Below are 13,047 nucleotides of genomic sequence, written 5' to 3'. Positions count from 1 at the left end.
GCATGCCTCTGCGGCGCGAGCGGCGCCTCGAAACGCGTAATACGCCTATCGCACTGGTCTGACCACTTGACGTCTGGCCAATGGCTCCGGCATGGTGGGGGCATGGCCCTGCGCCCCGTGACCCGACAGTCGATACCCGACCACGTCTTCGAGCAGATCATGTCCGACGTGCTCAGTGGCGAACTCGCGCCCGGGGAGCTGCTGCCCAGTGAGCGAAGACTCGCGGAGGTGCTGGGGGTGTCCCGGCCGGTGGTTCGCGAGGCGCTCAAGCGCCTCACCGCTGCCGGCCTGGTCGAGGTTCGGCAGGGTGACGCCACCACCGTGCGGGACTACAAGCGTCACGCGGGCCTGGACCTGTTGCCCCAGTTGCTGCTTCGCGGTGGGGATCGTGGCGACGAGCTGGACGTGGCGGTCGTGCGCAGCATTCTGGAGACCCGGCTGCACAACGGTCCCAAAGTCGCCGAACTGGCCGCCGAACGGGGCGGCCCGCAGGCGGCCGGCGTGCTCGAGGCCGCCGTGGACGCGCTCGCCGCCGAAGAGGATCCGACGGAACGTCAACGCGCGGCGCTGACGTTCTGGGACCACGTCGTCGACGCCGCGGACTCCATCGTGTTCCGGCTGATGTTCAACACCCTGCGGGCCACCTACGAACCCGCACTCCCGGCGCTCGACACCGCGATGGCCGCCGAGGTCAATCGCCCGGAGCTGTACCGCCAAGTGGCACAGGCGATCACCGCCGGCGATCCGGTCGGGGCCAAACGTGCCGCGACCGAACTCCTCGAGCCGGCCACCCGCGGCCTGCTCACCGCCCTATCCAGCCTGGATGACGAGCAATGAGAACACCCGTACGCAGCAACCTCACCCTGTCCGCGGCGGGCCGGGAGTTTTGGCGCCACCCTTCTCCCTGGGGCCTCGCACTGACGTTCGCCGGGGCGCTGACGGCCCGGATCGTCGTCGGTGACTGGCGGCTCACCGACGTCGTGCTGCCGGCGCTCATGATCGCGGCCTTCCCGGTCTTCGAGTGGATCATCCACGTCGCCATCCTGCACTGGCGGCCGCGCAGTGTCGGTCGCTTCGTCGTGGACCCCTTGCTGGCGCGCAAACATCGCGAACATCACTGCGAGCCGCGGAAAGTCGAGCTCATCTTCATCCCGTGGCAGACGTTGCCCTGGGTGATCCCGACGGCCGTCGCCGTAGCGTTCGTGGCCTTTCCTCGGCTCGGCCTCGGGCTGACGTACCTGGTCGTCTTGACCGCCGTCGGGCTGGCCTACGAGTGGACGCATTACCTCATCCACACCGACTACAAGCCCAAAAGCAGTGTGTATCGGTCGGTTTGGCGTAACCATCGACGGCATCACTTCAAAAACGAACACTACTGGTTCACCGTCACCACCACCGGAACCGCCGACCGGCTGCTCGGCACGTACCCGGACCAGTCGACGGTACCGACCTCCCCGACAGCCAAGAATCTGCACGGTGTGAGTGCGAGCTCGACCAACGCTGCGGCATCCGGACGGTTTGTACCTCGATAACGAAAACTATTGCTGAATCTACTGATCAACCACTGTGTACCGGACGGTGGTCAAAACGACTGCACGCGCCCCTCTGACCTAGTTCTGTCTTAATCGGACTGGCAGCATTGAACCCGGGCCCACTTTGCCCCGGTCGGACGTAGTCTGAATTTCAATGTGCTGCATCGTCTTTCGTGGGCTTCACCTGCGCAAGGGCGCTACCGGTTGATCACGCGTGATACCGCTACCTTGTCGTCAAGTTTTCGCGTGGTGCGTGCAATTACCTGACCGGCGAAGTCAAGCAACTCCTCAAGGGTGGGGAACATTGCGAAGGCATCCACGATCGCCTCGTCGGCGCCTGACTCGGCGAGGCGCTCGAGCTTGTCGGCAACGAAGTCAACGGGCGTGCCCGGTTCGAGGTTGATCCGCATGGCCGTCTTCAGCGCGTCAGGATCGCGGCCGGCGTCCTGGGCCGCGCCGCGCGCGATCGACCACAGGTGGTCGGTGACCTCGTCCTGCAGCCCCTCGACCCCGAGCCAGCCGGTGCCGCTGCGGCCGACCCGGCGCATCGCGGCCTCGCTGGCACCGCCGATCCAGATGGGTGGACCGCCGGCCTGGACCGGGCGCAGTTCGGCATGGACCGGCGGAAGCGAGAAGAACTCGCTTTCCCAGGACACCGGGGTGGTCGTCCACCATTGGTGCAGAAACGCCAGCAGATCATCGAGCATCCGCCCGCGCCGGTGCCAGTCCGCGCCGCGGGCGATGTCGTGTTCGTCCTTCATCCACCCGACCCCCACGCCTACGTCAAGACGGCCGTCGCTGAGCACGTCGAGCGTGGTCAGCAGTCGGGCCAGGTGCACCGGCTCGTAGTAGAACGTGCTGAGCGTGCTGGAGTTCAGCCGCACCCGGCTGGTCGCCGTCGCGGCAACGGTCCACAGCAGCACCGGATCGAGGTACCGGGTCATCTGGGGCGGGTACGGCTGCTCTTTGCCCGGGTAGGTGCTGTGCATATCGACCGGCGTGACCAGGCGATCGCCGACCCACAGCGTGTCGTAGCCAAGGTCCTCGAGTCCGCGGCAGAACGCGCTCAAGCCAACGGCGCTGCTGACAGCGGGCCCGACGATGGGAAGTGCGAAACCAAGTTTCATTGGGATTCCTTTCGGTGATCCATCAACCATTGTTTGGGCTCCCGGCGCCCCGGTCCGTCCACGGCTCGGACCGGGGCGGTGCGCCTCAGGCGGGAACGGTGGCGCCGAGGGCAAAGTCGAAATTCCCCACGCCGTGGCGGGCGAGGCCCATCACGACCAGGCCCATTCCTTCCAGCCAGTGCGCCATGTGCAACGCGCCGACGTCCAGCGGGCGCAGGTCGAGGCTCTCGATGAACGCCGCCACGTCCGCCTTGGCGCGCACGTCGTCGCCGGCGAGGAAGACGTCGAGCGGCCGGCCCTGGCCCAGGACAACGCCGAAGATGGTGTTGAACGCCTTCACCACGCTGGCGCTGGCCGGCGCGGCCTTGGCAACTTGCTGCGCGACCGAGGTGCCATCGGGGATGGCCAGCCCGTCGGCCGCGGCATTGAAGGGGTTGCTGATGTCGACGATGACCTTGCCAGCGAGGGCGTCTCCGTATTGGGCGACGACCGGAACGACATGGGCGTACAAGAGGGCGACGATGACGATGTCCCCGGCCGGAACGGCGCCGAACTCGCCGGTCGTGGCGTTGCGGCCGAGCGTCTTGGCCAGGTCAGCTGCCTTGGACTGATCGCGGCCGATGACCTCGACGGTGTTGCCACCGGCTACCGCCAGCTCGCCGATGGCTCGGGCCATGTTCCCGGTGCCGATGATGCTGATGCTGCTCATGAGGTGAGTCCTGTCTCGAATAGATGAACGAAAAGGTTGATGTGTCTACCTTAAGGGAGGTTTGATGACGCGTCAACCAAATCGGGGTAGCATGAGTGGCTAATGGATGCGAACTGGCTGAACCCTCGTGAAGACCGCGCCTGGCGGGCGTTCCAGCACGCGCATCATCAGCTCGACGTGCACCTGAACCGGGGGCTGCAGGAAATGGGCCTGTCGGGGGCCGACTACCAGATCTTGGCGGTGCTCTCGGAGCACGACCGGGACCGCATGCCCGCCCGCGACCTGTGCAACACACTGGGCTGGGAAAAGAGCCGTGTCTCCCACCAGGTGCGACGCATGGAGAAGGGCGGGCTGATCTGTCGTGAGCCCAACCCCGACGACGCCCGGAGCACCATGGTCTGCCTGTTGCCGGCTGGCCGCGCCGCGATCGAGAAGGCGGCGCCCCGGCACGTGGAGGACGTCCGCCGGAACTTCATCGAACTGCTTACCCCTGCTGAGCTCGACATGCTCGCCGCCCTCAACGAACGAGTCCTGCGCCACCTGACCAAAGACGACTCTCCAGCCGACGACGAGCCCTCGTAGGTGAGACGGCGGCGTCGCATACTTGGTGCCGCGATCGAATCCGCTGCGTACCCGCTGCGCGGCGGACACCATTCGGTGAACGCAAATAACCGGGAAATGCGCTGTTACGTGCTCAAACTTTGTGGAGCTAAGGGGAATCGAACCCCTGACCTACTCGATGCGAACGAGTCGCGCTACCAACTGCGCCATAGCCCCTGACCGCTAGCAGGCTACCAGCCGCGGCACCAACCGCCGAAACGCGAGCACTACTCGCCGACGGCGCGCGGCAAGTCCCGGGGCCACCCGTAGGTCCTCATCGCCATCGCGTAGTCCAGGTGTTCGAAGACCGGGTCCTCGTCGTCGATTTCCAGCACCACCGCGCCCGGGCGGCGCAGCCGCGACGGGACCACGTCGTACTCCCGGTCGTAGGCGTTCTCGACACCGAGGCGCGCCCGCGCCATCCGCTGCGCCCGGCGGCGGCGCACCTTCTCCTCGATGCGCGTCTGGCGGCGCAGATAGCCCAGGTACAGCAGGGTGATGCCGATCGCGCTGCCGCATACCCACCAGGCGCTCGGCGAGATCTTGAACGCCGCGGTGGCCGAGCCGATCAGGACGAGGGCCATCACCATCAAGACCTTCTTGCGGAACGCGTACTTGCGGGCGCTGACCGCGGCGGCCGTCTTGGCGTCGAGCCGGCGCCGGCGGGCAGCGCTGCGCGGCATCGGGGCTGGAACCTCGTCGTCGTCGTCGGCGTCTTCGGCGGGGGGCTCCAATCCGGACGAGTCCTCGACGTACTCGTAGCGGTCCTCGTCGTCGTGCTTGGCGACGGCCTCGGTGTCGACGTCGTCCTCGGCCGGTTCCTCGTCGACGTCCTCGGCCGCAGAATCGCTGGCCCCCACCGGAAGTGCGGCCGAATCCTCGACGACATCGACGTCGAGGTAGTCGGGCTCGTCGGCCTCGGCGGGCTCGGTCACGGCCATTTTCATCACCACCGGGCGCCGGCGGCTCAGCTCGTCGGTGTCGGCGTCGTCATCCGTCTCGCGGTCGTCGTCGTTCTCGGCAAGGTCGTGCTCCTCGTCGAGGTCGGTGCCGGCCGAGTCTTCCGGCGGTTGCCAGTCGGGATCGCTGCGGTGACCGGCGGCCGGACCGCTGCGCTTGATCAGCCGGGAGTTGGCCCCGCCGTTGAGGACTCGCGTCGCCAACGCCACATCGCTGGTGCGGCGCACCGCGTCGCGTTTGCTGACGAGCATCGGCACCAAGACAAACAGCCACAGCACCACGAGCGATATCCACAACAATGACTGCGGGATGCTTGGCATGATGACCTGCTCTCTGTGGTTCTCATCCCCCGCGAAGCCCATTCGTGGCCAACGCGGCCGGGTCATGACGACCAGGACAATTACACACCTGTAATTTGCCTCCCACAAGCACCACGAGTCACTCGTGTCGCGCCAGTCCCAAATCGGCAAAAATCCGGTCACGGTCGGAGCGTCGCCGACCGACCCAATTAATAGGTGGTCGTCATACCCAGCTGGCGTTACCGGCGCGGACCAGCGCCGATGCCACCGACCCCGTGACCTCTTCGACGGTGATGGCCATCAACAGGTGGTCGCGCCACGCCTTGTCGACTTCCAGGTAGCGCTGCAGCACGCCCTCCTGGCGGAACCCCACCTTTGCCAACACGGCCCGGCTCGCGGCGTTTTCCGGGCGGACGGTGGCCTCCACCCGGTGCAGCATCACCGGCCCGAAGCAGTGATCTAGCCCCAGAGCCAACGCCGCGGTCGCCACCCCGCCGCCGGTGGCCGACCGCGGCACCCAGTAGCCGATCCACGCCGACCGCAACGCGCCGTGGGTGACGTTGCCGATGGTCAGCTGGCCGCAGAACTGCCCGTCGAGTTCGATGACGTAGGGCAGCATCCGTCCCTGGCGCGCCTCCGCCCGCAGGCCGGAGCACAACGCCGGCCACGCGGCCACGGCATGCCGGACCGTCCAATCACCCTCGGCGCTGGGCTCCCACGGCTCCAGATGCGCACGATCGCTCAGCCGGATCCGGCTCCACTGCGCGCCATCGCGCAGCCGCACCGCCCGCAGGCGGACCACGCCCGCCGGAACCCGAAGCGGCCCAACGCTCATGGGCCAACCCGGATGACGGGAATTGGAGCGCAAGAGGTTCACCGTGGACGCAGTCGTTCCGCTCAGCCGCGCTGAGCCAAGAAGGCGACGTCGACGATCTCGCCGGTCCGAATCTGCTCGGCGCCGCTGGGCACCACCACCAGACAGTTGGCTTCGGCGAGGGTGGCCAGCAGGTGCGACGACGCGCCCGGGGCGCCGCCGAGCGCCTGCACCAGATACTCCCCACTCTCCTGGTCGCGCATCAGCTGGCCGCGCAGGAAACCCTTGCGCCCGGCCACCGACGTGATCGGCGACAGTGTGCGGGCCTGCACGATGCGGCGCATCGGCTGGCGCTTGCCCAGCGACAGCCGGATCAGCGGGCGCACCATCACCTCGAAGACCACCAGCGCACTCACCGGATTGGCCGGCAACAGGAACGTCGGGACGCCCTCGCGGCCCAGCTGACCAAAGCCCTGGACGGAGCCGGGATGCATCGCGACGCGGACGACCTCGAGCTCGCCGAGCTCGGAGAGCACCGAACGCACCACTTCGGCCGCCGCACCGCCGACGGCCCCGGCGATGACGATGACCTCGGCGCGATTGATCTGGCCCTCGACGATGTCGCGAAGCTCCTTGGCGCCGCCGCCGACGATCCCGACGCGGTTGACCTCGGCACCGGCGTCGCGGGCCGCGGCCGCCAGTGCATAGGAGTTGACGTCGTAGACCTGGCCGTTCCCCGGGGTGCGGGAAATGTCGACCAGTTCTCCACCCAGCGCCATGATCGTGACCCGCGGCCGGGGATGAACCAGCACCCGTTCGCGGCCGACCGCGGCCAGCAGCCCGACCTGGGCCGCGCCGATGACCGTTCCGGCGCGCACCGCGACATCACCGGGCTGGACGTCGTCGCCGGCGCGGCGCACGTAGGCGCCCGACGGCGCCCCGCGGTAGATCCGCACGCGCGACGTCCCGCCGTCGGTCCACCGCATCGGCAGGACCGCGTCGGCCAGGGTGGGCAGCGGGGCCCCGGTCTGCACGCGGACGGCCTGGCGTGGCTGCAAGCGGCTGGGCGTGCGCGAACCCGCCTCGACGGTGCCCATCACCGGCAGCACCAGCCCGTCGCGCCCGTCGCTCTCGGGTGAGTCGTCGATCGGCTCGGGCAGGCTGTCGTGGCCCACCTCGCCGACGCCGAGGACGTCGACGCTGCGCACCGCGTAGCCGTCGATCGCGGCCTGATCGAAACCGGGCATCGGGCGTTCGGTCACCACCTCCTCGGCGCACATCAATCCCTGCGCCTCGGCGATCGCCACACGTATCGGCCGCGGGGCCACCGCGGCAGCCGTGATCCGAGCCTGCTGCTCTTCCACCGAACGCACAGCGCGCCTCTCTGCCCTCGCTGCCTGACGGGCGGCCCGCCGGCCGGGTTACCGCCGGGCTACTGCTCGGCCAGGCCCAATCGCGCCACCAACCATTGCCGCAAATCCGGGCCGTAGTCGTCACGATCCAATGCAAAGTCAACCGCAGCCTTGAGGTAGCCGCCAGGATTTCCCAAGTCGTGTCGAGATCCGCGGTGCACGACCACATGCACCGGGTGGCCCTCCGCGATCAGCAGGGCGATGCCGTCGGTGAGTTGCACTTCGCCACCGGCCCCGCGCTCGGTGCGGCGCAACGCGTCAAAGATGGCGCGGTCGAGCACATATCGGCCCGCCGCGGCGAACAGCGACGGCGCGTCCTCGGCCTTGGGCTTCTCGACCATGCTCTTGACCCGCAGCACGTCGGGGTTCTCATCGTCGGGCACCGGCTCGACGTCGAAAACGCCGTACGCGCTGATCTCTTCGGGGGTGACCTCGATCGCGCACAACACGGTGCCGCCGTGGTGGGCCCGCACCTTCGACATCGTGCCCAGCACGCCGGTCGGTAACACCAGGTCGTCGGGCAGCAGCACCGCGATCGCGTTCTCGTCGTCGGACAGCCGCGATTCCACGCACCCGATCGCATGGCCGAGCCCCAGCGGTTCGCTCTGCACGACGGACTCGACCTTGATCAGTCGCGGCGCGCGGCGGACCTTGTCGAGCATCGCGGTCTTGCCGCGCTCCTCCAGCGTGCTTTCCAGTACGAGGTCTTCGACGAAATGCGCGACGACGCCGTCCTTGCCCTCGGAGGTGATGATCACCAGCCGTTCGGCGCCGGCTTCGGCCGCTTCGGCGGCCACCAGCTCTATGCCCGGGGTATCGACCACCGGCAGCAGTTCCTTGGGAACCGTTTTGGTTGCCGGCAAGAAGCGGGTACCGAGACCGGCGGCGGGCACAACAGCCGTGCGTGGCACCACCACGTTTGGGCATGACATCGTTCACACGATAACCCGCATCCGCTTTGCCGAGTCGATGTGGCGCGGGCAAAGTCCTGGCTGTCATGGTTGACGCATGGCAACCACGGGCAAGGCCGCGTTGCGCGAACAGCTACTCGCGGCCCGGCGCCGCGTTGCCGACGACGTTCGGGCCGCCGAGGCGGACCTACTGCGGGAAAAGTTGGAAGCCCCGGAAAGCATTGTGGCCAGCGACAGCACGGTCTGCGCCTATGTGCCGGTGGGCACCGAGCCGGGGTCGATTGAGCTGCTGGACATGTTGCTGCGCCGCGCCGGCCGGGTGCTGCTGCCGGTTGCGCGTACCACCGCCGACAACACGCCGCTGCCGCTGTCGTGGGGCGAATACCGGCCCGGCACCCTGACCACCGGCCGGTGGGGATTGCTCGAGCCCCCGCAGCCGTGGCTGCCGGCGGCGGCCCTGGCGGAGGCCGCCCTGGTGCTGGTGCCGGCGCTGGCCGTCGACCGCGCCGGCGTGCGGCTGGGCCGGGGGCGGGGGTTCTACGACCGCTCGCTGGGCGGCCGTGACCCCCACGCGCCGCTGGTGGCGCTCGTCCGCGACGCGGAATTGCTGGACGAGATCCCGGCCGGTCCGCACGACGTCCCGATGACCCACGCGCTTACGCCGCAACGAGGGCTGATCGCCCTCGATTCGCACTGACATGTCGGGAATGAGACATGTCACGTGGCGGTTCTAGCACTTGAGACGCTAGAGTGCTAACCAGGTTTGCAATCATCCGGAGGTTTTCGTGCCGACTTACAGCTATCAATGCACCGAGTGCGACGATCGCTTCGACATCGTGCAGGCCTTCACCGACGATGCGCTGACCACGTGCAAACGCTGCTCCGGTCGGCTTCGCAAGCGCTTCAACTCCGTCGGAGTGGTGTTCAAGGGCAGCGGCTTCTACCGCACCGACAGCCGCGAGTCCGGCAAGAAGTCGAGCGCCTCCACCAACGGCTCCTCGTCGAGCGACTCGGGTTCGAGCTCGGGTTCCAGCGAGAAGTCCGGTTCCAATGACAAGTCCGCCTCGAGCGAGAAGTCGAGCAGCAGCTCCACACCCTCCCCCGCCGCCGCGGCCACCAACTGAGCGTTATCCACACGCGCGTCGCTGACCGGCGACCCGGGCACCGCGTTGCGCCTACCGTTGCCCCGTGGGCGAATCATCGCTGAACCCAAGCGTATTGAGCCGGCTGTCGCTGTGGTTGCGACCGGACTGGACCCGCACCGTGCTGGCGCGCCGCGTCGCGGCGGGCGGGCTGGTCGTGCTGGCCGGCATCGCGACGCTGCGCTCCAATCCCGCCGGTGACTACACGCAGGTGGTGGTCGCCGACCACGACCTGCGCCCCGGCAACGCGTTGACCGCCGCCGACGTCCGAATCGAAAAGCGTTTGGCCTCAACAGTTCCCGACGGGGCTCGCGCCGACGTGGGCGCGGTGGTGGGTTCGACGCTGGCCGGCCCGGCCAGGCGTGGCGAGGTGCTCACCGACGTCCGGTTACTGGGCAACCGGCTGGCCGAGGCGGCGATCGGGTCGAAGGCGGGACCGGGGGCCCGCATCGTGCCGCTGCATCTGGCGGACGGCGCGTTGATCGACCTCGTCCGCGCCGGGGATGTGGTCGACGTGTTGGCGGCGCCGGCGACCGGCGCGCCGGAAACCGCCCATGCCGCCCCCAGGGTGGTGGCGACCGACGCCGTCGTGGTCCTCGTGTCGGCCAAGGAAAAGCTCCAGTCCGCCGATGCCGACCGCGTAGTGTTGGTTGCGCTGCCGGCTCGTGTGGCGAACACGGTGGCGGGCTCGGCGTTGGGCCAGACGGTGACGCTTACCTTGCACTGAGCGGGTCGCCCCAGCCTCGCATCCGTATTCGCTGGATCAGGCCGTCTGGAGGCTGGCACAGTACTTGCACTTGCGCGCGGCCTCCGGGATGTCGGACTTGCACTCCGCGCATGCCTTGGTGGCCGGCTCCTCCACGAACACGGTGACGCCGCGGCGGGCCTGGATGTGCTTGTACGGCACCACGATCATGAAGTACACGGCCGTCATGAAGACGACGAAGTAGATGATCGCCGAGATGAACGATCCGATGTCGAGGAAGGTCGCCTTGTTCCCCGCATCGCCGAGCTGCCAACCCAATCCGAATTTCGTACCGGGCTGCACGGCGGCGACCAGCGGGTTGATCACGCTGTCGGTGAAGGCCTTGACGAGGTTGGAGAAGGCCAGGGCTACGACCAGACCGATGGCCACGGTGATCACGTCACCGCGCATCACGAAACTCTTGAATCCCTTTATCATGCGCACACCTCCCGTAGCGCCGACTATCGGGGCAGCGCGCTGCCGCCCGGAGAAAACGCTATGCCAGGTTGTGCGCTATCACACATTTCCCGAACGATTAGTCACCAAAGGTTGACCGCGTCGTGATGTCTTTACACGCGAGCCGCTGCTCAACGGTGGTGCGGGGGCACGTTCTCCCGCAACCACTGCTCGTGCTCGTACGCGTTGGAATCGAGCCCGTCCGTTGACTCCTGGGTTCGTGAAACGAATTCGGCCTCGAAACCGGAAGGTCTTGTCACCGCCGGACCGACCCCAGGACCGCGAATCAGATCTCGAGGCTCGACAGCTGCCCAATGATCTGGGCCGCCAACGGATTAAGAGTCGCCATTCCGTCGCGCACCGCATAGCGGGAGCCGGCCAGGTTGACCACCAACGTACTGCCGGAGACCCCGGCCAGACCGCGGGACAAACCGGCGTCGATGATGCCCGCCGACAGCCCCGAGCCGCGGATCGCCTCCGCGATACCGAGGATCTCGCGATCGAGGATCTCGCGGGTGGCCTCCGGGGTGACGTCGCGTGGGGTGACACCCGTGCCGCCGACCGAGACGACCAGATCCACCCCGCCGATCACGGCGGTGTTCAGCGCATTGCGGATCTCGACCTCGTCGGCGGCGACCGCCACCACACCGTCGACGACGAATCCCGCCTCGGTCAGCAGCTCGGTGACCAACGGGCCGCTGTGGTCCTCGTCTCCGTGCGCGGTGCGGTCGTCGACCACCACGACCAGAGCCCGGCCAACTACCAATTCCGCCCCCGTTTCCATGGGTGCAACCGTATATCCGAGCTCCGACAACCCCGTCGTCGAGGGTTCGTCCACTCTCACTACTGGTCCGCCTTCCCGAGAGTCACCGGCAAAGTCCGGCTCCCGCCGCCGGCGGGGTCGGAGAACGTCAGCGAAATCTTGTCGCCGGGCGCCTTGGAGCGCACCGCGGCCACCAACGCGTCTGCGCTGTTGATCGGGCGGTCGTCGACCTTGGTGACGACCACGTTCTTCGGCACGCCCGCGGCGGCGGCGGCGCCGCCCGCGACGACGTCGACGACCTTGGCGCCCGGGGTGCCCTTGTCGCTGGTCACCTGGACGCCGAGCGAGGCGTGCGACGCCTTGCCCGTGGCGATCAACTCGTCGGCGATGCGTTTGGCCTGGTCGACGGGGATCGCGAAGCCCAGCCCGATCGAGCCGCTCTGGGCGTCCGGCGATTCGCCGCCGAGGGTGGCGATCGCGGAGTTGACGCCCACCAGCTGGCCGCTCATGTTGACCAACGCGCCGCCGGAGTTACCGGGGTTGATCGCGGCATCGGTCTGAATGGCGTCCAGCACGGTGTTTTGGTTGCCCGACTCACCCGTCGTGGACACCGGCCGGTTGAGCGCGCTGACGATCCCGGTGGTCACCGTGCCCGACAGACCCAACGGCGACCCGATCGCCACCACCGGCTGACCGACGTGCAGATCCGACGAGGAGCCCAGGGAGATGGGCGTGAGTCCGGACATGCCCTGCACGCGAATCACGGCGATGTCGCTGGTGGGATCGGTGCCGACGACGGTGAACGGGGCGGTACGACCGTCGGAGAAGGTCACCGTGGTTTTCGGTGTGGGTCCGCCGGGTCCGCCCGGCGCGACGGGAGGCACCGGGGCCCCGGGGAGACCCGCAGGAGGCTTGGGCGATCCCGCCGCGGCCGCGACGACGTGGTTGTTGGTGAGGATCAGCCCGTCGGTCGACAGGACGATCCCGGAGCCTTCTTCGGACTGCCTTCCGATATCGGTCTCGAGCATCACGACGCTGGGCACGACCTTGGAGGCCACCTGTTCGACGCTGCCCGGTGGCATGTTCGCGGCCGGGACGCTGGGCGCCGCCCCCACGACCCGCCCGCCGCCGTTGCCCGAGGCGTGGTCGCCGAGCTCGATCGCCGTCGCCGCCGCGCCGCCGATACCGGCCGACACCACCGCGATGGCCAACGCCCCAGCGGTCAAAAGCCCTGCGCGAGAACGCTTTCGCGGTTCCGGTGCGGCCGGCATACCGGGCAGCATGCCGGGCATCGGACCCGTGCCGGGGATCCGGCCAGGGCCGGTGTTGCCGAACGGTTCGTAGGGCGGACGGAACTGGCTCGTCTGCGACGGCTGCGACCGATAGCGCCAGTCGAACTGCTGGTTGTACGGCTGCTGCTGTCCCTGGGCATAGCCCGAGGACCCCGCGTGGCTCGGGACGGACGCAGTCTGATTCGGCGCGGGAGGGTATCCCGGCTGCTGCGGCGGTGGCGAATACCTCGGGTCATTCGTCATGTCGCTAAGTCGCTCTTCCTCTATCTCAGTGTTTCGGCAAGT

Annotated in this window: 15 protein-coding genes and 1 tRNA gene; 6 read left to right on the top strand and 10 right to left on the bottom strand. The window is 68.0% G+C overall.

Annotated elements, in window-relative coordinates:
- Nucleotides 1–102: 102 nt before the first annotated feature.
- Nucleotides 103–837 carry a FadR/GntR family transcriptional regulator gene (locus P6281_RS04875; protein ID WP_008254112.1) on the top strand — a complete coding sequence of 245 codons (735 nt, stop codon included), beginning with the start codon at nucleotides 103–105 and terminating at the stop codon, nucleotides 835–837.
- Nucleotides 834–1,532 carry a sterol desaturase family protein gene (locus P6281_RS04870; protein WP_008254110.1) on the top strand — a complete coding sequence of 233 codons (699 nt, stop codon included), beginning with the start codon at nucleotides 834–836 and terminating at the stop codon, nucleotides 1,530–1,532. The genes P6281_RS04875 and P6281_RS04870 overlap by 4 nt, the downstream gene beginning before the upstream one ends.
- Nucleotides 1,533–1,729: 197 nt before the next feature.
- Here the strand turns inward: P6281_RS04870 and P6281_RS04865 are convergent, their stop codons facing one another.
- Both P6281_RS04865 and P6281_RS04860 read right to left on the bottom strand, forming a co-directional pair.
- Entirely contained in the window at nucleotides 1,730–2,659 is a 930-nt protein-coding gene (locus tag P6281_RS04865; RefSeq protein ID WP_008254108.1) for a TIGR03619 family F420-dependent LLM class oxidoreductase, read from the bottom strand.
- An 85-nt stretch (nucleotides 2,660–2,744) separates the two neighbouring features.
- Complete coding sequence (locus P6281_RS04860) at nucleotides 2,745–3,368, bottom strand: NADPH-dependent F420 reductase (RefSeq protein ID WP_009957800.1); 624 nt, start codon at nucleotides 3,366–3,368, stop codon at nucleotides 2,745–2,747.
- 102 nt (nucleotides 3,369–3,470) lie between these two features.
- Between P6281_RS04860 and P6281_RS04855 the strand changes: the two genes are divergently transcribed.
- Nucleotides 3,471–3,950, top strand: coding sequence for a MarR family winged helix-turn-helix transcriptional regulator (locus tag P6281_RS04855; RefSeq protein ID WP_008254102.1), 480 nt, complete (start codon nucleotides 3,471–3,473; stop codon nucleotides 3,948–3,950).
- A 122-nt stretch (nucleotides 3,951–4,072) separates the two neighbouring features.
- On the opposite strand, the gene P6281_RS04850 is transcribed toward P6281_RS04855, so the two are convergent.
- From P6281_RS04850 to P6281_RS04830, 5 genes are all read right to left on the bottom strand, one after another.
- Nucleotides 4,073–4,145: transfer RNA gene (locus P6281_RS04850), tRNA-Ala, on the bottom strand.
- 50 nt (nucleotides 4,146–4,195) lie between these two features.
- Nucleotides 4,196–5,248, bottom strand: coding sequence for a divisome protein SepX/GlpR (gene sepX / locus P6281_RS04845; protein WP_201358857.1), 1,053 nt, complete (start codon nucleotides 5,246–5,248; stop codon nucleotides 4,196–4,198).
- Nucleotides 5,249–5,450: 202 nt separating this feature from the next.
- Nucleotides 5,451–6,104 carry a GNAT family N-acetyltransferase gene (locus P6281_RS04840; protein WP_179300620.1) on the bottom strand — a complete coding sequence of 218 codons (654 nt, stop codon included), beginning with the start codon at nucleotides 6,102–6,104 and terminating at the stop codon, nucleotides 5,451–5,453.
- A gap of 20 nt (nucleotides 6,105–6,124) precedes the next feature.
- Complete coding sequence (gene glp, locus P6281_RS04835; protein WP_014941349.1) at nucleotides 6,125–7,414, bottom strand: molybdotransferase-like divisome protein Glp; 1,290 nt, start codon at nucleotides 7,412–7,414, stop codon at nucleotides 6,125–6,127.
- 59 nt (nucleotides 7,415–7,473) lie between these two features.
- Complete coding sequence (locus P6281_RS04830; RefSeq protein WP_041784812.1) at nucleotides 7,474–8,385, bottom strand: UTP--glucose-1-phosphate uridylyltransferase; 912 nt, start codon at nucleotides 8,383–8,385, stop codon at nucleotides 7,474–7,476.
- A gap of 76 nt (nucleotides 8,386–8,461) precedes the next feature.
- Between P6281_RS04830 and P6281_RS04825 the strand changes: the two genes are divergently transcribed.
- From P6281_RS04825 to P6281_RS04815, 3 genes are all read left to right on the top strand, one after another.
- Nucleotides 8,462–9,061: a 5-formyltetrahydrofolate cyclo-ligase gene (locus P6281_RS04825; RefSeq protein ID WP_008254092.1), complete on the top strand. Its 600-nt coding sequence runs from the start codon at nucleotides 8,462–8,464 to the stop codon at nucleotides 9,059–9,061.
- An 88-nt stretch (nucleotides 9,062–9,149) separates the two neighbouring features.
- Nucleotides 9,150–9,488 (top strand): FmdB family zinc ribbon protein, encoded by a 339-nt coding sequence (locus P6281_RS04820; RefSeq protein ID WP_008254090.1) that lies wholly within the window; start codon nucleotides 9,150–9,152, stop codon nucleotides 9,486–9,488.
- A gap of 64 nt (nucleotides 9,489–9,552) precedes the next feature.
- Complete coding sequence (locus tag P6281_RS04815; RefSeq protein WP_008254088.1) at nucleotides 9,553–10,233, top strand: SAF domain-containing protein; 681 nt, start codon at nucleotides 9,553–9,555, stop codon at nucleotides 10,231–10,233.
- Nucleotides 10,234–10,269: 36 nt separating this feature from the next.
- Here the strand turns inward: P6281_RS04815 and P6281_RS04810 are convergent, their stop codons facing one another.
- From P6281_RS04810 to P6281_RS04800, 3 genes are all read right to left on the bottom strand, one after another.
- The gene (locus P6281_RS04810; RefSeq protein ID WP_008254074.1) at nucleotides 10,270–10,689 is read right to left on the bottom strand and encodes a large conductance mechanosensitive channel protein MscL; all 420 of its coding nucleotides are present in this window, start codon (nucleotides 10,687–10,689) and stop codon (nucleotides 10,270–10,272) included.
- A gap of 304 nt (nucleotides 10,690–10,993) precedes the next feature.
- On the bottom strand, nucleotides 10,994–11,491 hold the full coding sequence (locus P6281_RS04805) for a MogA/MoaB family molybdenum cofactor biosynthesis protein (protein WP_008254072.1): 498 nt from the start codon (nucleotides 11,489–11,491) through the stop codon (nucleotides 10,994–10,996).
- A gap of 59 nt (nucleotides 11,492–11,550) precedes the next feature.
- Nucleotides 11,551–13,005, bottom strand: a complete 1,455-nt coding sequence (locus P6281_RS04800) for a S1C family serine protease (RefSeq protein WP_008254070.1) — start codon at nucleotides 13,003–13,005, stop codon at nucleotides 11,551–11,553.
- Nucleotides 13,006–13,047 lie beyond the last annotated feature (42 nt).

Origin of the sequence: Mycobacterium sp. 5-140-3-2 (assembly GCF_035666375.1) — a bacterium.
Taxonomy (GTDB): domain Bacteria; phylum Actinomycetota; class Actinomycetes; order Mycobacteriales; family Mycobacteriaceae; genus Mycobacterium; species Mycobacterium intracellulare.
This window is presented reverse-complemented; position numbering and strand designations above follow the sequence as displayed.